Consider the following 18,597-nt stretch of genomic DNA (forward strand, 5'->3'; position numbering starts at 1 on the left):
GCTATTCCGCTTTCATTGTAAACATACTCATATCAAAATCAGGTTTCGTCTTTATGGTTTTGTAATAAATCAAAACAGCAGAGATGATATTGAACTCTAATAGTACCATACTGACAATAAAGGTAAGTGCAAAAAATCCCAAAAACTGCGAAACAAAAAAAGATAATGCAAAACCAATCAAAGAGAAGATAAAAAGAGCAAATTGCCATTTTGTTGCTTTTTTATTTATCATATCATTCATTGTCGGAATGGACATATACCCTTTTGCATTTAAATGAAACCAGACCAGAAACGGGACTATTTTGTATAGCATACCGGACATAACAGAGAAGATAAAACCGCCTCCTACTAAAATAGAGACAAAAACAGTGTACTTTTCGTCAAAAAAATCATTTACCACCCATGCAACGGTACCTACCGTCATAAACACGGCTGCGCTCTTCCAATACCAAATTGTGATATCGCTTACTTTTCTACGCCTAGCACTCACTTTTAACCAAGCCATAATAGCAAACACCATAAAAAGGGATGCGATTATGGATTTTGCGGCTATTGCGTATGAATCCGCAAAAAGATTCAAAATCAACCAAAGCACGAGACCAGCAACAGCGATAAGCACGGCAAATCTTTGAAAAAAAGGCTCAAATTTCGGTGCGACATAAAACATGGGCAAGATATGAAAAGCAACACCGACAATCAAAATACCGGCAAATCCAAAAATTGCCCAAACGCTATGGATATTGGCAAAGAGAAGATGGGATGCTCCAATTTTTCCAATCCCGTAAGATGCCAAAAGATGCACTCCCAAGAGAGTAATCAAAAGAGCGAATATGAGACTTGTTATCATTGCTCTTATACTCGCATTGATATGAACAACTGTTCTAAATGCAAATAACATAGCAGTTATAAGGAGCAAAAATCCTCCTCCCAAAAGCAGCGATGCGATTAAAAGTAACTTTTGGAGTTCAAACCATAATCCAAAAACCATTCCAAGCGTACCTGCCAAAAGAAGGATGTAGGAGAGCTTGGAAACTTTATCTACATTTGAGATTTTTACCCCTGCTAGTACGGGCAGCATCTGCACAAGTGCGCCAAACATGACAAAACAAAAAAAACCTATGGTAATGGCATGAGTAACAGCTATAGCTTGGGGAGCAAAACGGCTTGAGAGTGCAGCAGCGTCACTAAAAAAAATAAAAAAACCTGCCAAGATAGCAAAAATCGGTGCTGTTGCAAAAAACCTTAGCGGTGCAGTTATCGGCGGTGCTTGATCAACCGACAATCCGTCAAAATCCATTATCCGTCCCCTATACCCTACTCGACTATCATCGATTGCATCATATCCACAATGCGGTCTGCATCAGCGCTTAGGTGTTGCTGTGCCATAGTGTAGAGCATCTGTTCTTCTTTCATGTTGTGCTGTTGCATCAAAATCATCAACGTTTCGCTATTGCCAAAAAACTTATCCTTATCCTTCGACTCCATGGCTTTGCCCATCTCTGCCAAAAGATTTCTCATCTGTGCATGCTCATGTCTCATAATCGCAGTAGGACCCTGTGTCATGCCTGTTTTTTGCTCAAATTCCAAAAACATAACGCGCTCTTCCATTTGAAAGTGTCTCTCTGTCGCTTTTGCAAATTCTTCATACGCTTCCTTTGCATTTTCTATCGATTTTGCCGCCTCATCCTCCATTTTTGCGAAAAGTTCATCACAACGTCCATGATCTTCAGTTAAAAATCCCTTTATTGTACTCATACTTAATACCTCAATTATTTAATTTTAGGTATTATAATTGTCATTATCTTAATTTAAAGAGCTTTTTACTATAATACGCGCTTTAATTTTACAGGACAAATGATGAAAAACAAAAAACTTATTACGCTGGGTTTTGCCTCTGTTACAGTCGCTCTGGCTCTACTTTTTTCAACCAATCTTTTTGCCGCAACAGCAAAAAAAGAGCAGACAAAAGAGGCGTCTAGACTTGAAGCTTTAGCGAAATTTACAAAAGTCCTCAGTATTGTCGAGCAGTACAACGTTGACAACGTAACGATTGAAGAGCTTATGGATAAAGCACTTCAGGGCATGATGAGCAATCTTGATGCGCATTCTAACTATCTCTCTCAAAAAGATTATAAAGATTTAAAAATCCAAACAAACGGTGAGTTTGGCGGTCTTGGTATTACTGTAGGCGTAAAAGACGGAGCGCTTACCGTTATTGCTCCGATAGAGGGTACGCCTGCGGACAAAGCCGGTATAAAAGCCGGTGACATCATCTTAAAAATCAACGAAAAATCTACTCTTAACATGACTATTGATGAAGCTGTCTCTATTATGAGAGGAAAAGTAGGCACGAAAATTGAACTTACCATCGTCCGTGAGGGTGAGACAAAACCTCTTGCTATAAGTATCACAAGAGCCATTATCACTATAGAGTCGGTATATGCAAAAACTATCGGAGACAATATTCAGTATATCCGCGTCACAAACTTTGATAAAAAAGTTGTAAATGATGTCTCTAAAGCAATCAAACAAAAAAAAGCAACGACAAAAGGAATCGTTCTTGATTTGAGAAACAACCCTGGGGGGCTTCTCGATCAAGCAGTTGGGCTTGTGGACATATTTGTCGATAAGGGAGACATTGTCTCACAAAAGGGCAAAAACAAAGCTGATGATGAAGTTTACACGGCAAAAGCGATTAACACCCTTACTAATGTCCCTCTTGTTGTCCTTGTCAATGGCGGAAGTGCTAGTGCCAGCGAAATCGTAAGCGGCGCACTTCAAGACCATAAAAGAGCGGTTGTCGTCGGTCAAAATACATTTGGAAAAGGAAGCGTTCAGGTCGTTTTACCGATAAATGAAGAAGAGGCAATCAAACTTACGGTAGCAAGATACTATCTGCCAAGCGGAAGAACTATTCAGGCTGTCGGCGTTAAGCCCGATATTGAGGTTTTGCCGGGTGAAGTAAAAACTAGCAAAAATGAGTTTGCATTAAAAGAAGCCGACCTCAAAAAACATTTGACCGAAGAGTTGGAAAAAGTAAACGGCACACAAGAGGAGAAAGGAGATAAAGTTGATACAAAACACATTATCTCCGATGAGATGATACAAAAAGACATTCAGCTTAAAGTGGGAACCGATATCATCAAAGCTTTAATTATCACAAAAGGAGTATAACCATGGAAAAAAGAGAGTTGATTTACGAAGGAAAAGCAAAAAAACTTTTTACGACTGATGATGCAAATTTGCTTATCTCAGAGTTCAAAGATGATTTAACTGCGTTTAACGGAGAGAAAAAGTCAAGCGAAGCAGGCAAAGGCGCACTGAACAATAAAATCTCTACAGAACTTTTCAAGCTCTTGGCTGAAGATGGCATTCCAACACACTTTGTCAAGATGCTTGATGACAATCACATGCTCCACAAAAGAACAGATGTTATTCTCATCGAAGTAATCGTTCGCAACATTGCAACGGGGAGTTTGAGTAAAAATCTTGGAATTAAAGACGGTACGGTACTTCCTTTTACGCTCGTTGAGTTTGACTACAAAAATGATGCACTAGGCGATCCAAAACTAAACGACCAACACGCACTTATCTTAGGGCTTGTAAAGTATCAAGATGAACTTGACAAACTCCGCCGTATGGCAAGAGAGATAAATGATATCCTAAAGCCGTACTTTGCAGCAAAAGGTCTCAATCTTGTTGACTTTAAACTTGAATTTGGGAAAGATAGCAGCGGCAATATCATTTTGATTGATGAAATCAGCCCTGATAACTGCCGTTTTTGGGATATGCAAAGCGGTGAAAAAATGGATAAAGACAGATTTCGCCAAGGTTTGGGCGGGTTGAAGATGGCGTATGAAGAAGTTTTAAACAGAATATTAAGCAAATAAAAAAAAGGTGATATCATGAAAGCGATAGTTAATGTATTTTTAAAAGCAGGTGTATTGGATTCTCAGGGAAAAGCGGTGCATCATGCTCTTGAATCCATCCACTTCAGCAACGTAGAGGATGTACGTGTCGGCAAACAGATTATTCTTAAGATAAATGAAAGCGATGAGAAAAAAGCTATGGCAGATGTTACAAAAATGTGCGAAGAGCTTCTTGCAAATACAGTTATAGAAGACTATACAATCGAGATTATCAAATGAAAGTAACGATATTACAGTTTCCAGGTACTAACTGTGAGTACGATACAGAGCATGCTTTTAAATCCTTAGGCGCAAAAACAGAGATTTTATGGCATAAATCCGAGGTTGTGCCGGAAGATACCGATTTGCTAGTAGTAGCAGGCGGATTCAGCTATGGCGACTACTTAAGAAGCGGCGCTATCGCAAAGTTTAGTCCTGTCATGAAAGCTGTGACGAAATATGCAAACAAAGGTGGAAAAGTTTTAGGTATATGTAACGGTTTTCAAGTACTAACGGAAGCAGGTCTCCTACCGGGTGCACTTAAGAGAAATGAGAGCCTGCACTTTCTCTCAAAGCACCATCACCTTAAAGTCGTGAACAATGACAATGTTTTTTTAAAAGAACTAAATAGCGGTGATGTTGTCAATGTTCCCATAGCTCATCATGACGGAAACTACTACATAGATGAAAATGGTTTAAAAGAGCTTTATGCAAACAACCAGGTTCTTCTAAAGTATTGTGATGCAGAGGGTAAAGAGAAAAATCCAAACGGAAGCGTTGATGCGATTGCCGGTGTTTGCAACAAAGAAAAGAATGTCTTTGGGCTTATGCCTCATCCCGAGAGAGCAATGGAAGCAATATTAGGAAGCAGTGACGGCGTCAAAATGCTTCAAGGGTTTTTACAAGCGTGATTAAACTCCTCTTTATATGGCTTTTTTGCTCAAGCTTGGTATTTGCCAATGCTAATGTTTCAGGGGATGGGGCAAATGCTGATGTTCCCTATGAAGAGGCTATTGAAGAGGCATCTAAAGCTCTCTATCTTAACTTTGAAAAGATTCCTCAAAGAGTTCTTAAAGGGGAAGTTTTTCCCATAACTATTAAAACTCTTTGTGTTATTCAAGACTTTGATGATATCCAGTATAAACTCTCAAATATGCAAGGGCTTAAAATGCTCGGCGATACACCCTCAAGAGTTAAAGATGCAAAATACTACTATGATACTTTTTACTTTATAGCAACCTCACAAAATGCAAAACTTCCTGATTTTGAAGCAACTCTCATTCATACAAGTAAGAAAAACTACCAAAGTACGCAACTTAGCGGAGAAACTTTAAATGTTATCTCCCTTAACCCAAAAAGCGATTTCTCCAATATAATTGCAAACTCTTTTGAGATAGTAGAGTATAAAACAACAAGCTATGATGCAACACACAACATTGTTGTTTTTGTTGCCACTGCACAAAATTGTGATATTTCTGCTTTAAAGCTAGGCGGTGTTTATAAACAGGGGATTGAGTCTGTTACAAACTCTTTTACGGATGCTAAGATTACCTATTATGCCATAATCGGCAAAAGCGTCCAAACACTCTCTTTTTCCTATTTTAATCTTATAAAAAATAGATTTATTTTTGTCAACATACCCATTATAGTCAATGATGACAGCGTTACAACACAAAGTGATTTAAAACCAAAAGATCAATCAAATGAGATTCTAAAAATGGGAGCTGCCGCGATAGTGGCTTTTGTTGCCTTTATTATTATTTTGTGGAGAAGAAAGTATATCTACCTTGTTTTTATAGCACTTCCGCTTGCCTACATCCTCTCTATCGCTCTCCCATCAAAAGAGGTTTGTATCAAAGAGGGTTCTGCAATCTATCTGCTTCCGATGTCCAATGGAACTATTTTTGAGCAAGCTCCCAAAGAGTACCATCTCCAAAAAGAGGCAGAAGTAAAAGGTTGGACAAAAGTGCAGCTTCAAGACCAAAAAATAGGCTGGGTAAAAAATGAAGATTTTTGCTCAAATTAGCTGGCTCTACGCAACCATCATTATAGCCATATCGCTTGGCTTGATGATTTTTACATTTTACATTCTCCCAAAACCATACAGCAGAAAATTAGCCGCATGGCTTATCCGACTTAGCACTTTTTTCTCTACAGAGGTAATTGGCAAAGAGGATCCAAAAGCACAAATCTTTTTAATGAACCATCAAAGCGATTTAGATATTGCCGTGATGGAAACTATCACACCTAGAGACATTGCATGGGTGGCAAAAAAAGAACTTTTTGATATCCCTTTTTTCGGTTTGGCACTAAAATTTCCAAAAGATATCGCCGTTGAAAGAGAAAGTAAAACATCACTTATAAAACTTCTCAAAGATGCAAAAAAAGTTGTCAGTACAAACAGAGCCATTGCAATGTTTCCTGAAGGTACCCGCTCTGCCACCGGAACGATGCTCCCTTTTAAATCGGGTGCAAAAATGGTAGCTGATGCAAACTCCCTTATAGTGCAACCTGTCGTTCTAATAGAAACCGCAAAACACTACAACACAAAAAAATTTCTATATAAACCCGGAAGAATCAAAGTGGTATTTTTAGAATCGTTTGTGGCAGATAAAAACGATAGCGAGTGGCTGAATAACTTAAGAATCAAGATGCAGAAGGTCTATAACGATGAGCTGGCAAACCATCCTCGCCATAGGTAGCGGCGGTTTTATCGGGGCGGTGCTGCGTGCCTATCTAAACGGGGTAATTTCACACAGAATGCCCCATGATTTACCTTTTGGAACGCTTGGGGTAAATCTGGGCGGCAGTTTTGTAATGGGCGTACTTATCGCCTACTTTATGCACACAACCTTTTTTTCACTCCATGTTAAATCTTTTCTCACAACCGGCATTTTGGGCGGACTTACAACCTACTCTACATTTGCCATTGAGAGTTTTTTACTCCTTAACAGCGGGCAAATCGCTCTCGCACTTGCAAATATCTCACTTAATGCCTTTGGTTCTATTTTTATGGCAGGAAGCGGTTTTTATATCGTAAAGCTTTTTTTCAAAGCATAATTATCTCATCCGCGCACCACTTAGCCAAATCCAAATCATGCGTGATGAGCAGCATTCCCATGTCGTCCAAATGGTGCACAAGCATCCGCATTACATCAAGTTGGATAACATTGTCAAGTGCGGAGGTTGGCTCATCGAGCAAAAGAAGTTCCGGCTTCATAAGCATTGCACGCAAAATGGAAGCACGCTGGAGTTGTCCGCCTGAGAGTTCATGGGGAAGTTTAAAAAGCAACTCACGCTCAAGTTTGACGCTTGTAAGATAAAACTCTAAATCATCAAGTTTTGCCACATCTTTTATCTGATTTAAAAGCGTATAGCTAGGATGAAAAGAACTGTATGGGTCTTGAAATACCTCTGAGCAAACGGAGTGTTTAATCTCTCCGCTGAGGGGTTTTAAGTTGCCAAGAATAAGTTCAAAAATAGTGCTTTTCCCTGCTCCACTCTCGCCTACTATCGCTTTTATCTCCCCTTTTTTTAATGAAAACGAGAGGTTTTCAAAAAGCATAGACTCTTTTTTATATCCAAAAGAGAGATTCTTTACCTCTAAAACCATAGATATTTAGCTATTGCTTTGTGCAGGATATAGCTTTTCAAGCTCTTCATAAAGTTCTGCCGGTGCGATATCGCTGTTTTGTTCCAAAACTCTCTGCATAACCACATTATCCTCTTCGCCATTCCAGACCTTAATGTAAGAACCATCTTTGTAGCCATGGTCTTGTCTAAACTGGTTAAGGATGTTTTTACCTACATAGAGCTTATAGAGTGTCTCAAGATCAAGAGCGCTCATCACAACCAAGTCAAAAAAATCATTGACCAATTTTTCTAAACTGAACTCATTTTTCAAGAGTGACTCAAGCATGATGGCTTCGATTTTTTCCATAATCTCATTTTCATTGGCAAAGAGACTATTTTTGACAATAATCTTCTCAAAACTCTTTGCATCAGCAAGGGAAGATGCGATTGCACCGATACCGCTTTGTGCATGTTGCGCATCCAGTTCTATAGCCAAACTCATTATAAAGTGCCAAACATCAACAACTTCTATCTGCAAGTTTGCCCAATTGGCCTCTTTGTCGATGTTCTTCCAATGCTTCCAAGAAAAACTATCTATCATCTCGGCACACTCCATGTAGATACAACGCTTCCAGTTGATAACCTTGTTGTTTTTTGTAATCCCGCTTGTCCATTTGTCGCCATTTGTAGCCTTGTTTAAATCGGCTTGCAGCTGTAGCATAAGTGATATTTTGTCCATATTTTCTCTCTCAAATTTAATTCGCCTATTGTACCGAATATGCTAAAATAGCGCACTTAAATTGAGAGCTGTATGAAAAGAATTGACTGTAGAAAATGCGAATACTATTTTGTCACATGGGAAGCCGCAAGACCACATGGATGCAAGGCGTATGGGTTTAAATCGCCGCAAATCCCATCTTTAGTTGTCTTTCAAAGTAGCAGGAGTGAGTGCGCTATATTCAAAGAGAAAAGTTCGTCCAAATAAGTTTTTTGCCAAATCCAAGAGTGTTGTCGGTGAATTTGAAATAGTTGATTTTTATCTGCCAAAGTTTTGGGTTCATGGCAAGTGCGTAAGGGAAATTTTTAAAGTATAACTTTTTTAAACTCTCATCTTCCAATGGCAAAAACTCGCCTCTGAACTGAACTCCCTCTATCTTACCCACGATTTTTGTCTCTAAAACCACCGTTCCGGCTATTTTTGGATTAATTGTTATATTTTTTATATGTGTTGTCTCATCACTGCTTGCTACGACAAAAGAGATTTGTTGGGCATCGTAAGCGTAAAATAGGTTGCATGCACTAAGCTCGCTGTCGTCTATAGTAGCAAGTGTAAGTACATGATGTTTTTGTAAAAAGGAGTCTATTTTTTTTAAATCATTTAACATTGAAATTCTTATAAAGACGCTTTTCTAAATCTTCCAAAGAGTTAATCTCTCTTTTAGATAGCATCAGCCGTGCAGTATCATCATTAGCCATTGTCTCAAACATCTCTTTTGGAGAAGTCATCTTATAGTGGCTCTTGAGAAAATCGAGCAAGACTTCAAAGTTATCACTTTTTTTCTCGCTGGATTGCTTAAAAAATTTAAAATCGTTCCAATCTATCTCAATCACTTTTTCTTCCTATGCTTTGCAATGCTTTTTGCAGGTTTTCTATTATTTGTGCCATTTTAGCAGATGAGAGAGCAAAGTTCAACCTCATAAAACCGCTTCCCTCTCTGCCAAAACTTATCCCTGCACTAAGCCCAAGCTTTGCATCTTTTACAAAAAACTCTCTTAGCTCTTTATCCTTTAAAAGCATACCTCTACAATCAAGCCAGGCGAGATAAGTTCCCTCAATCGGAGTTATTTTTATAAAATGCGGATATTGATCACACAACTCTTTTAATAGAAGAAAATTTTTATAAAGATGGATTTTAAGCTCTTCAAGCCACTCTTTACCATCTTTATATGCCGCTTCAAAGGCTATATGCGAGAGTGAGCTTCCAAATGCAAAATGTCTTTTATCGTACACCTTTTTAAATTTAGCTCTTAACTCATCATTTGTTATGGCAACCGTGCTTATGGCAAACCCTGCCATGTTAAATGTTTTTCCTACGCCTATGGCGGTTATGGTTATATCTCTTGCTTTATCGTTTAGCGATGCAAATGGTATATGAATATTTGGAGCATAAACTAAATCGGAGTGTATTTCGTCACTAAAAACTATGATGTTATGTTTTAGGCAAATCTCTAAAATCTCTTCTAGCTCCTCTCTTCTCCAAACTCGCCCTACAGGATTGTGCGGAGAACAAAGAAGCAGAAGTTTTGTTTTTTCATCTATTTTTGACTTTAAATCTTCTATATCAAACGAGTAAGTTCCATCATCTTTTAGCTTTAACGGGTTTTTTAAAAGCTCTCTCTCATTTTCTATCACACTATGAAAAAACGGCGGATATACCGGTGTTTGAACTATAATTTTATCGCCCTTTCCAGTAAAAGCTTCTATAACCGTATTCATACTTGCCACAACAGAGTGTGAGTAAAACAGCTCACTTACTTCAAATTCAACAGTGTGTTCTCTTTTCATCCAATCACACTGAGCTTCAAATGCACTACGCGGCATCTCTTCATAACCCATAACGGGATGTTCAAGACGCTTTTTTACCGCTTCTAAAACAAAATCAGGCGTATCTATATCCATATCCGCCACCCAAAGAGGTATAACGACATCACTTCCAAAGAGCTTTTTTCTCATAGTGTATTTCTCTGCGTTTGTGCCTTCTCTACTGGCAGAGGTTGAGAAGTTATATTTTTTTATCAATACATTATCCGCACATCATTTGTATATCTATTTTCATTGGAAAATATCCTATCGTTTGCTTCTTTTAATGTAATAGCCTTTTTTACATCTAATGCTATTTTTTTTGCCAAATAGTAAGCTAAATTTGGAGGTACGGCATTACCAACCATTTTATACCCCTGCACTCAAATTGTTATAATAAAACTTATGACTATCGGGAAAAGTTTGGATTCTTGCACACTCCCTAATACTAAGTCTTCTATACAAATGCTCACTACCGCTCACAAAAACTCTTTTATTTTGCTCTACAAATTCCATTTTGGGAGCTTGTGGATGAAGAGGAGCATGTCTCCCTCCTGCTTGAATCGTAAAAGAGGGTTCATCCCAACCTCGTACACGATTTCTTGACATAAACATTGTTGAAAAACCGCCTGTCATATATTCATGGTTTTCAATGCTACACTTATCGCCGTTAGTATAGTTTTTATCTTCTGCAGGAAGCGCACTCTCTTTAAGGTCAAAAATCACATCTTTTAAAAATCTTTTTTTAGAAAATCCCTCCGGAAACTCAAACGATATTCCCAAATCTTTTCTAAATCCGACAAAAAAGAGCCTTTGTCTGTCCTGAGGTACTTGAAAATCATGAGCATTTAAAAGTTTAAAAGAGAGGTCGTATCCGCTATCTATAAAATGATTTTTAATATTTTGAAGTGCCTCACTATGGCGAGAAGCTAACATTCCAGATACATTTTCAGCTAAAAAAAAGAGCGGTTTTTTATCTCTTAGCACTCTGATAAACTCAAAAAACAACTGTCCTCTATGGTCTTCTATGCCTCGCAAAGCTCCCGCCTCACTCCAACTTTGACAAGGCGGTCCACCGATAAGCCCAATAGCGTCAGGAATCCTACTTGATGGAATAGCAGCTATACTTCTTCTATCTAGTTTTGTGGATGGAAAGTTTTTTTCAAAAGTTTCCCAGATTTCTTTGTCATATTCATTTGCCCAAATAGTTTTAAAACCAGCTTTTTCAAAACCAAGGTCTAAGCCGCCTGCACCTGAGAATAAGGATATTATGTTCACATTCAACCTTTTATTTTAAACACCAACAATTTTGCAATATCTTATCTCTTTCTCCACACGCTTACCTCTGCGACGCTATGTTGAAATTTTCTAGCACTCTCTCCTATGACAAATTCTAAATCCTGTATATGCACAAGTTCAAAGTTTTTGCTTAAAATATCTTTTAGAGTATCTATGGTTTTTACTTCTTTAGAGTTACTATCTACATATCCGCCGAGCCATAGCTCTTTTTTAGTCGAACTCTCCTGCCAAGAGTATGGCGAAGCGATGAGTAGTACACCATGCTTATTTATGCGATTTTGTATATCCTCTAAAAATAGTCTGGGGCTATAGAGTCTATCTATAAGGTTTGTTGCCATAACTAAGTCATAAGAGGTAAAATTTGGCTTAAGGTTGCATGCGTCGCCTTGCCAGAATGAGACTTTCTCTCTCACGCTTTCATAGCCAAGCTCCTCTATGGTTACCTTTTTCTTCTCCGCCAAATCGCCCTCTGTTTTTGAAGCGTATGCGACATAACCGTCATTTTTGAGCTTTACCCCGACACCTATAAATCTCGCCGAGAAGTCAACTCCCTCTACTGCATCAAAACTCTTTGCAAGCTCAAATGTCGCTCTTCCCGTTGCGCATCCCAAATCAAGAGCTTTTGTACGGTTTTTGGCAAATTTGGAGGCTATGTTTACACACTCTAGGGCAAAATTTTTCACTCCAAAGTAGCTCTTGCCGTACTGAAAGGCACAGTATTGCGCAACCGCCGTATCATCTTCGTAAAAATCTTTTTGCTCTTGCGTTTTGCCTGAGGAGATGACATACCTAAATCCTGCGTTTTGATAGAAGTGTCTGCGAAATGCGTAACGGGAGTGCTTCATGATAAGGTTGCCGCTGCTTGCCCATGATGAGCCTAAAATCAGCGCATGTTTGTTGTCGAATGTCGGCGTAGAAAAATCATCATACGCTTCATGAACCTCAAAACCTTCAAAACCAAAAATTGATGTACGGCTCCACTGCCAGACATTGCCCACTACGTCATAAAGACCGTTAAAGCCAAATTCATTGACGGGGCATGAGCTAAAGTAGTGGTAAAAGTTCAAGTTTGCCCTGCTCTCATGCAACTCTGGAATATCTCTCAAACCTGCATACTCATAAAGCAAGCGATACTCCGCTTCACTCGGAAGTGTATAAACAACTCCCTCCTTTTGGCTTTTGTAGCGGCAAAATGCCTCTGCTTCAAGCGCATTGACCTCAACTGGCCAATCAAGGGGCATATCAATAACCTTGCAAAGCGCTCTATATCTGTATATACCATCCTCATAAACCCAAAACGGCGGATGTTTCGCACCGCTTATGGCTAAAAACTTCCTACCCTCCTCATCCCAAAACACCTCATTTTCATACCCGCCCTCTTTAACAAACTCCATAAACTCGGCGTTGGTTACAAGATACTTTGAGACCAAAAAGCACTCAACATCTTCTTCGTATCTGCCATACTCATTGTCCCAGCCATAGAGACGGTGTGACCTCTCTTTGCCCAAAACAACCCTGCCGCCTTGCATCTCTGCCATCTCATTTTTTGGTGCGATAGTACTGTGAAGGCAAATGTTAAACTCTGCAACCTCTTGCACAAACTCCAGTGGCATCTGGCGGTGCAAAACAAGCGAGGTCTCTATATGAATCCGCTCATGCTCAATCCCCATCAAAATAATCCACATAGGCGAATCCTGCGTGATTGGCAGTGTCAAAGGAAGCGTTTCAATAAGCCCGTCCACGACCTCTCTCACCTTTGCCCTGTACTCTCTGACCTCCTGCACCCTTGGCCAACGATAGTGAGCACTCTGCAAATCATCCCACTCCATTTCATCCACGCCTACGGCAAAAATGGATTCAAAATCTGGGTTGATGCGCTGTGAGACAATCTTCATAAGTACAAGTTTGTTGATAAAAAAAGTAGCAGTATGTCCAAAATAAAATATCATCGGATGGCGTGTCGGTTCTGACTTTTTATAAAAAACATCTTCACTTTTAAGCATTTCAAAAATCTTTTCAAAAAGCGAAAAAGTGTTATGAAAATACGCCCTTATCTCTTTGCGTTTTGCCTCAATGTCCATGCCATCAAGTGTTGGCGGGTATAAACTCAATCTGCTCAAAATAAAACCTTTTTGGTATAATTTTTCTATGAAATTTTATTATAGTCAAAAATTATCTCACTTTCCTAACCTTTTGCATGCTTTTACCACAAAAGAGAGCGGCAACTTGGCTTTTCACGTCGGAGACGACCCTGTTGTCGTGGAAAAAAACCACGAACTCCTTGGCAATAACCTCGGTTATGAAAAAGAGAAACTCGTTTATATGAAGCAAATTCACTCCGATTTGGTTTATGTTGTTGCCGATGAAGATTTTAACACACCGCCGACTTGTGATGCACTTATAACCGACAAAACAGGAACTCCTCTCATGGTTATGGTAGCAGACTGCTCCCCTATACTCTTTTACGACAAAATATACAAAGTGATTGCAGTAGCTCATGCGGGAAGAGCTGGAGCGTTTAAAAATATAGTTAAAAATGTTATAGATTCATTTGGAAATTTTCAAAGCAACCCAAAGGATATAGTCGCGGTTGTCGGTGCAAATATAGGTGTATGCTGTTATGAGGTGGGCAAAGAAATTTTTCAGGAGGCAAAAGAGCTGGGATTAGAGTATGCGGTTGAAAAAAAAGGCTCAAGATTTTATCTCGATATCAATAAAATAGTAAAAAACCAGCTTCTTGCATGTGGACTTGATGAAAAAAATATAGAGTTTTCAGACGAATGCAGCTGTTGCAATCCTCACAAGCTCTACTCATACAGAGCAGAGCAAAAAACCGGAAGATTTGCAGGGATTATTATGTTGGGGTAATGAGAAGAGACTACTCTCTGCCTCTACCTCTATCATCCCCTCTTCTATCGCCGCCTCGGTCTCTGTCATTTTTTTTCTCTTCTTTCTTATCGTACTTTGGGTGCTCTCTTTCACGATTTACATCACGTCTCTCTTGACGCTCTTCTATCTTATGTCTTTTTTCACGATACTCATTTCTATCACGATAATAGCCACTTCCTCTATGTCTGCGCTCGATTACCTCATCAGGACTGATACCGTGGTAGCGTGAAAGAAAACGAACATTAACCAGTTCCATAATCTCTCTGTCGCTAAGTCTGTACTTATTGTGCGTGTATCCGTAAGCTCTTCCGTATGGAGGACCATAATTGTTGTATGTCTCCACAACATAAAGAGTGTGGGGATTTAGCCCAAGGCTTAAACTTATATCCCACCAACTCCTCCCTCTTAGGCGTAAATCAGTGATAAACTTTATATCTCTTCTTGACTCTCTTGCGAGAAAATATGCGATATTTACCTCATCTCTGGGGATGCGTCTCTCAACCACATAAATCTCCTCTCTTGGAGCGTTATAGTGATTTCCTATGGAAAAGTAAAACCCATCGACATCGTCGTCTCTTCCAGAGATTCCTATATCAAAATCAAATGCCTGCAACGATGTCAAAATACAAAACGATACAACAAAACTTTTGACTATTTTCATAACTAACTCCTTAGAGAGAATTTTTTATTTTTAGAGCAATCTGTTGTGGCAAAAGCCCCAACGACTCCTCAACTGCCGCGGTTTTTCCATGAGTGATAAAACTATCTTCATACTCGAAACTCTCAAGCGCTATATCGGTTATTTTTTTAGAAGCTAAAAATTCTAAAATTGCACTTCCGACACCGCCCATTTTTGCGCTATCACTAAAGATAAACCATTTTTTATGTCGGCTTGACAAAGCCAACAGCATCTCCTCATCAAGCGGTTTGACAAAGCGCAGATCCAAGATGCTCACTTCAAAATCAAGGAACTTAGCCGTTTCATATGCACGCCCTACTCCATTGCCATAGCCAATAAGCAGTATATCACTTTTTGAGGAGCAAAGCAGTTGCGCCCTGCCTAGCTCAAAAGGAAGCGACTCAGGCAAATCCGTAGCCATAAAAGAGCCTCTTGGGTAACGCAATGAGCATGGATGGGAGTATGATGCCGCAAATGCCATCGCCTGATGAAAACTCTTCTCATCACGCGGAGCAAAGAGTGTCATATTTGGAATGGCTCTTAAAAAGCTGATATCAAAAACGCCTTGATGCGTCTCTCCGTCCTCTCCCACGATTCCGGCACGGTCAAGCGCAAAAACAACAGGAAGATTCATAAGACATGTATCGTGAATCACTTGGTCGTAGCCACGCTGTAAAAAAGTAGAGTAGATAGTACAAAACGGTTTAAAACCCTCTCTGGCAAGTGCCGCCATAGAAGTAACAGCATGTTGTTCCGCAATCGCAACATCCCAAAATCTTGTCGGATAAAGCTCCATAAGCTCACTAAGTCCCGTACCGCTTGGCATAGCAGCGGTTGCTCCGACAATCTTGTCATTGTGTTTTGCCAGATGCAAAAGTGCTTCGGCGTAGATTTGCGTTGCACTCTTTTGCTCACTTTTTTTGGAAGATGCACCACTGCTAAGGTCAAAAGGTCCAACCCCGTGCCACTTCTCCTCTTTGCCCTCGGCAATCTCGTACCCCTTGCCTTTAAGTGTTTGTGCATGCACTATCACAGGCTTGCCAAGCTCTTTTGCTTTTTGCAAAATCTCTATCAAAGAGGAAAGGTTATGTCCGTCAACAGGTCCTATATAGTCGATTCCCATCTCTTCAAACATAATACCGGGCGTTATAAGCTTAATAGACTCTTCCATTCTTTTAGCAATATAGCGTGCACCATCTCCAAAATTATCTACAAAATTTTCAGTATGCTTTTTAAAACTCTGATAAAAAGGAGATGCCATGGCTGAACTAAGCATTCTGCTAATCGCCCCGATAGGCTTGGCTATACTCATCTCATTGTCATTCAAGATGATAACCATCGGGTATTTTCTATCGCCTAGTTCATTTAGCGCTTCATAAACCATCCCCGCAGTCATTGAGCCGTCACCTATCATCACAACCGGAATTCTGCTCTCTTGTTCCCCTTTTAGTGCGATAGCCTTTGCAGCACCCACACCCAAAGAGATAGAAGTGGAGCTATGCCCTGCAACAAAGTAGTCATGCTCGCTCTCGCTTGGTTTTGTGTAGCCTGAAATGCCGCCAAATTGCCTAAGCGTACCAAACTCATTCCATCTTCCCGTAAGAAGCTTATGTGCGTATGCCTGATGTGAGACATCAAAGATAAAAGGGTCTTTTTTGGAGTCAAAAACTTCATGCATCGCAACGATAAGCTCTGTTGCCCCAAGCGTTGAACTAAGATGCCCGCCATTTTTACTTACAACTCTTAGTATCTCTTCTCGTATCTCTTTGCAAAGTTTTTCTAGCTCTTTTATTCTGTTTGGTTTCATATTCATATATCTTCTAAGTCCTTAGCTACTCACTTAATGCTGCTCTTTTTATACGCTCAAATCTTTTTGCTATCTGCGCATCTATATTTCCTGCTTCGCTCATAGCTATAACACCGCCCAAGCTTACGGCAGCATCTGAGACGATTTCTACATGCGCCAACGTACCGAGTGCTTGAGAAATAGCACCATGATCAGCAGGATTTACTCTAAGAACGATTTTAGAAGCACTCTGAAGCTCTTTGACAAGTTCTTGCGCCAAAAGTGTGACAACCTTATGAGAATTTTCGCTAAGTTCCACTTTAATTGCCTCTTTCGAGATATCAAGTGCCGCACTTATAAGCTCCTCTTTGATGCGCTCAAGTGCCGCCTCAAACATAGCCGCACTCTTCTCAAGTTTCCCAATTGAGCTGCTATATTGTGCAACCGCTTCGGATATCTTTTTCTCTTCATCTTTAAGAGCCTTCTCCTTGCCACTCTCTACTCCCGCCGCAAAAGACTCCTCTTTAACTTTTTTAAGCTCTGCCTTGTGTTCCTCTGTCATACTCTCCAGTTTCATCTGCAGCTTAATAAAATTGGACGACATCTCATCCGTTTTGTTGAGCAGCGACTCAATAAGAGAGTCTTTAGAACTTTGACTCATCGCACTTGAATCCACCTCTCTCTCTTTAAAAGAAGGTTTATCTTCTGTAAAATCTTCTCTTTGGGCAAATGAAGTTGCAACAAATTTATCATCCGTTTCTTCTCCAAGCGTCAACACTTTAAAATTATACTTATCAACTTTGTGCCGACTTTTTCTCTCACCGCTGATAATATTTGCCATACTATCCTACCATCTCTTCAGATGAACTTCCAAGCTGAATTGTTCCTGCTTCTGCTAAACCATTGACCACCTCAACAATTCTTCTTTGCGCTCCTTCAACATCTTTCATCTTAACAGCACCCATAAACTGCATCTCTTCCTCAAATGCCTCTTTTGCCCTCTCGCTCATAGCACTAAAGAACTTCTGTTTCAAATCCTCAGGTGCACTCTTTAGCGCCAGCATCAAGTCTGGTTTTTCAATAGCTTTGAGTATCTCGGCAATCGCAGTTTTATCAAGTTTTGCTATATCTTCAAAAGTAAACATCATCTCTTTAATGAGATTAGACATCTCCTCATCTCTCTCTTCAATCTTAGCAAGCGTCTCTTTAGAGGCTTTTGCACCAAGACGGTTAAAGATATCTGCAACAGCGCGCGGTCCGCCGACTTCAACTTTGTATGAAGCAAGAGATTCAAGTTTGGACTCCAAGACTGCCGAAACTCTTTTGATAACAGACGGCGAGATATCTCCAAGCTTTGCCATTCTCATAGAGACTTCGCTTCGCAAATCATCTGGGAAATACTGAAGCGTGTCTGCGGCTTCGGAAGGATCCATGTGTGCCAAAATAAGCGCAATTGTCTGAGGATGTTCATTGATAATAAAGTCAGAGAGCTGCTGTGGCTTGATTTTTGAGAGGTAAGAGAAGTTTTGCGTCTCTTGCATACTTTTTGAGAGTTTTTCTAAAATCTTTTTCGCCTCTTCAGGTCCCAAAGTTCTATAAAGAAGCTCTCTTGCATACTCCAAACCGCCGGCTGTTATAAATTGACCGGATTGAAAAATAGCATGAAATTCTTCCAGAATTGCAGTTGCAACAGCCTTTTCAACACTCTTATTTGTAGCAATAAACTTTGAAACTTCTGTAATTGCATCAACATTCATGTTTGAAAATATTGCAGCAGTTACATCTTCGCCCAGCTGCATCAGCAAGATGGCAATCTTTTGCCCCATACTCATTTCATCAAATTTTGCTTGCTGCGAGGGGGTTAAATTCATCTGGCTCTCTC

20 protein-coding genes and 1 pseudogene are annotated in these 18,597 nt (G+C 39.7%); 8 read left to right on the top strand and 13 right to left on the bottom strand.

The genetic code is table 11. The annotated features are described in order from the left end of the window. Nucleotide 1: 1 nt before the first annotated feature. Nucleotides 2-1,297: a hypothetical protein gene (locus PHY84_RS08490; protein ID WP_299858949.1), complete on the bottom strand. Its 1,296-nt coding sequence runs from the start codon at nt 1,295-1,297 to the stop codon at nt 2-4. Nucleotides 1,298-1,314: 17 nt separating this feature from the next. Further along, nucleotides 1,315-1,755, bottom strand: coding sequence for a hemerythrin domain-containing protein (locus tag PHY84_RS08495; RefSeq protein ID WP_299858950.1), 441 nt, complete (start codon nt 1,753-1,755; stop codon nt 1,315-1,317). 102 nt (nt 1,756-1,857) lie between these two features. On the opposite strand from PHY84_RS08495, the gene PHY84_RS08500 reads away from it, so the two are divergent. From PHY84_RS08500 to crcB, 7 genes are read left to right on the top strand one after another with little or no spacing between them, the layout of a single operon-like run. Next, nucleotides 1,858-3,174, top strand: coding sequence for a S41 family peptidase (locus PHY84_RS08500; RefSeq protein WP_299858951.1), 1,317 nt, complete (start codon nt 1,858-1,860; stop codon nt 3,172-3,174). Between the two features lie 2 nt (nt 3,175-3,176). Further along, the gene (gene purC / locus PHY84_RS08505; protein ID WP_299858952.1) at nt 3,177-3,890 is read left to right on the top strand and encodes a phosphoribosylaminoimidazolesuccinocarboxamide synthase; all 714 of its coding nucleotides are present in this window, start codon (nt 3,177-3,179) and stop codon (nt 3,888-3,890) included. A gap of 15 nt (nt 3,891-3,905) precedes the next feature. Continuing rightward, nucleotides 3,906-4,148, top strand: a complete 243-nt coding sequence (purS, locus tag PHY84_RS08510; protein WP_299858953.1) for a phosphoribosylformylglycinamidine synthase subunit PurS — start codon at nt 3,906-3,908, stop codon at nt 4,146-4,148. Beyond that, nucleotides 4,145-4,819, top strand: a complete 675-nt coding sequence (gene purQ / locus PHY84_RS08515) for a phosphoribosylformylglycinamidine synthase subunit PurQ (protein WP_299858954.1) — start codon at nt 4,145-4,147, stop codon at nt 4,817-4,819. The genes purS and purQ overlap by 4 nt, the downstream gene beginning before the upstream one ends. Further along, nucleotides 4,816-5,934, top strand: coding sequence for a hypothetical protein (locus PHY84_RS08520; RefSeq protein WP_299858955.1), 1,119 nt, complete (start codon nt 4,816-4,818; stop codon nt 5,932-5,934). The genes purQ and PHY84_RS08520 overlap by 4 nt, the downstream gene beginning before the upstream one ends. Beyond that, on the top strand, nt 5,912-6,610 hold the full coding sequence (locus PHY84_RS08525) for a lysophospholipid acyltransferase family protein (RefSeq protein ID WP_299858957.1): 699 nt from the start codon (nt 5,912-5,914) through the stop codon (nt 6,608-6,610). The genes PHY84_RS08520 and PHY84_RS08525 overlap by 23 nt, the downstream gene beginning before the upstream one ends. Beyond that, nucleotides 6,579-6,968 (top strand): fluoride efflux transporter CrcB, encoded by a 390-nt coding sequence (gene crcB, locus PHY84_RS08530; protein WP_299858958.1) that lies wholly within the window; start codon nt 6,579-6,581, stop codon nt 6,966-6,968. The genes PHY84_RS08525 and crcB overlap by 32 nt, the downstream gene beginning before the upstream one ends. On the opposite strand, the gene PHY84_RS08535 is transcribed toward crcB, so the two are convergent. From PHY84_RS08535 to ovoA, 7 genes and pseudogenes are all read right to left on the bottom strand, one after another. Further along, entirely contained in the window at nt 6,958-7,527 is a 570-nt protein-coding gene (locus tag PHY84_RS08535) for an ATP-binding cassette domain-containing protein (RefSeq protein WP_299858988.1), read from the bottom strand. The two genes, crcB and PHY84_RS08535, sit on opposite strands and share 11 nt — an antisense overlap. Next, nucleotides 7,528-8,220, bottom strand: a complete 693-nt coding sequence (locus PHY84_RS08540) for a dUTP diphosphatase (protein WP_299858959.1) — start codon at nt 8,218-8,220, stop codon at nt 7,528-7,530. Nucleotides 8,221-8,440: 220 nt separating this feature from the next. Next, nucleotides 8,441-8,866 carry a pyridoxamine 5'-phosphate oxidase family protein gene (locus PHY84_RS08545; RefSeq protein WP_299858960.1) on the bottom strand — a complete coding sequence of 142 codons (426 nt, stop codon included), beginning with the start codon at nt 8,864-8,866 and terminating at the stop codon, nt 8,441-8,443. Then, nucleotides 8,856-9,092 (bottom strand): hypothetical protein, encoded by a 237-nt coding sequence (locus PHY84_RS08550; protein WP_299858961.1) that lies wholly within the window; start codon nt 9,090-9,092, stop codon nt 8,856-8,858. The genes PHY84_RS08545 and PHY84_RS08550 overlap by 11 nt, the downstream gene beginning before the upstream one ends. Further along, nucleotides 9,085-10,281, bottom strand: coding sequence for a PatB family C-S lyase (locus PHY84_RS08555; protein WP_299858962.1), 1,197 nt, complete (start codon nt 10,279-10,281; stop codon nt 9,085-9,087). The genes PHY84_RS08550 and PHY84_RS08555 overlap by 8 nt, the downstream gene beginning before the upstream one ends. After that, nucleotides 10,278-11,340 (bottom strand): annotated as a pseudogene (locus tag PHY84_RS08565) (DNA cytosine methyltransferase). Before PHY84_RS08565 ends, PHY84_RS08555 begins: the two are co-directional and overlap by 4 nt. Before the next feature lie 41 nt (nt 11,341-11,381). Continuing rightward, nucleotides 11,382-13,481, bottom strand: coding sequence for a 5-histidylcysteine sulfoxide synthase (gene ovoA, locus PHY84_RS08570; RefSeq protein ID WP_299858965.1), 2,100 nt, complete (start codon nt 13,479-13,481; stop codon nt 11,382-11,384). A gap of 28 nt (nt 13,482-13,509) precedes the next feature. On the opposite strand from ovoA, the gene pgeF reads away from it, so the two are divergent. Continuing rightward, nucleotides 13,510-14,229, top strand: a complete 720-nt coding sequence (pgeF, locus tag PHY84_RS08575) for a peptidoglycan editing factor PgeF (RefSeq protein ID WP_299858966.1) — start codon at nt 13,510-13,512, stop codon at nt 14,227-14,229. A 10-nt stretch (nt 14,230-14,239) separates the two neighbouring features. On the opposite strand, the gene PHY84_RS08580 is transcribed toward pgeF, so the two are convergent. The 4 genes from PHY84_RS08580 to fliG are packed head-to-tail and all read right to left on the bottom strand — an operon-like array spanning nt 14,240 to nt 18,586. Beyond that, nucleotides 14,240-14,911, bottom strand: a complete 672-nt coding sequence (locus tag PHY84_RS08580; protein WP_299858967.1) for a hypothetical protein — start codon at nt 14,909-14,911, stop codon at nt 14,240-14,242. A gap of 10 nt (nt 14,912-14,921) precedes the next feature. Then, on the bottom strand, nt 14,922-16,742 hold the full coding sequence (gene dxs / locus PHY84_RS08585; RefSeq protein ID WP_299858968.1) for a 1-deoxy-D-xylulose-5-phosphate synthase: 1,821 nt from the start codon (nt 16,740-16,742) through the stop codon (nt 14,922-14,924). A gap of 19 nt (nt 16,743-16,761) precedes the next feature. After that, on the bottom strand, nt 16,762-17,556 hold the full coding sequence (gene fliH / locus PHY84_RS08590; protein ID WP_299858969.1) for a flagellar assembly protein FliH: 795 nt from the start codon (nt 17,554-17,556) through the stop codon (nt 16,762-16,764). A gap of 1 nt (nt 17,557) precedes the next feature. Next, on the bottom strand, nt 17,558-18,586 hold the full coding sequence (fliG, locus tag PHY84_RS08595) for a flagellar motor switch protein FliG (RefSeq protein ID WP_299858970.1): 1,029 nt from the start codon (nt 18,584-18,586) through the stop codon (nt 17,558-17,560). Nucleotides 18,587-18,597 lie beyond the last annotated feature (11 nt).

Source organism: Sulfurimonas sp., assembly GCF_028694605.1.
In the GTDB taxonomy this organism is placed as follows: Bacteria; Campylobacterota; Campylobacteria; order Campylobacterales; family Sulfurimonadaceae; genus Sulfurimonas.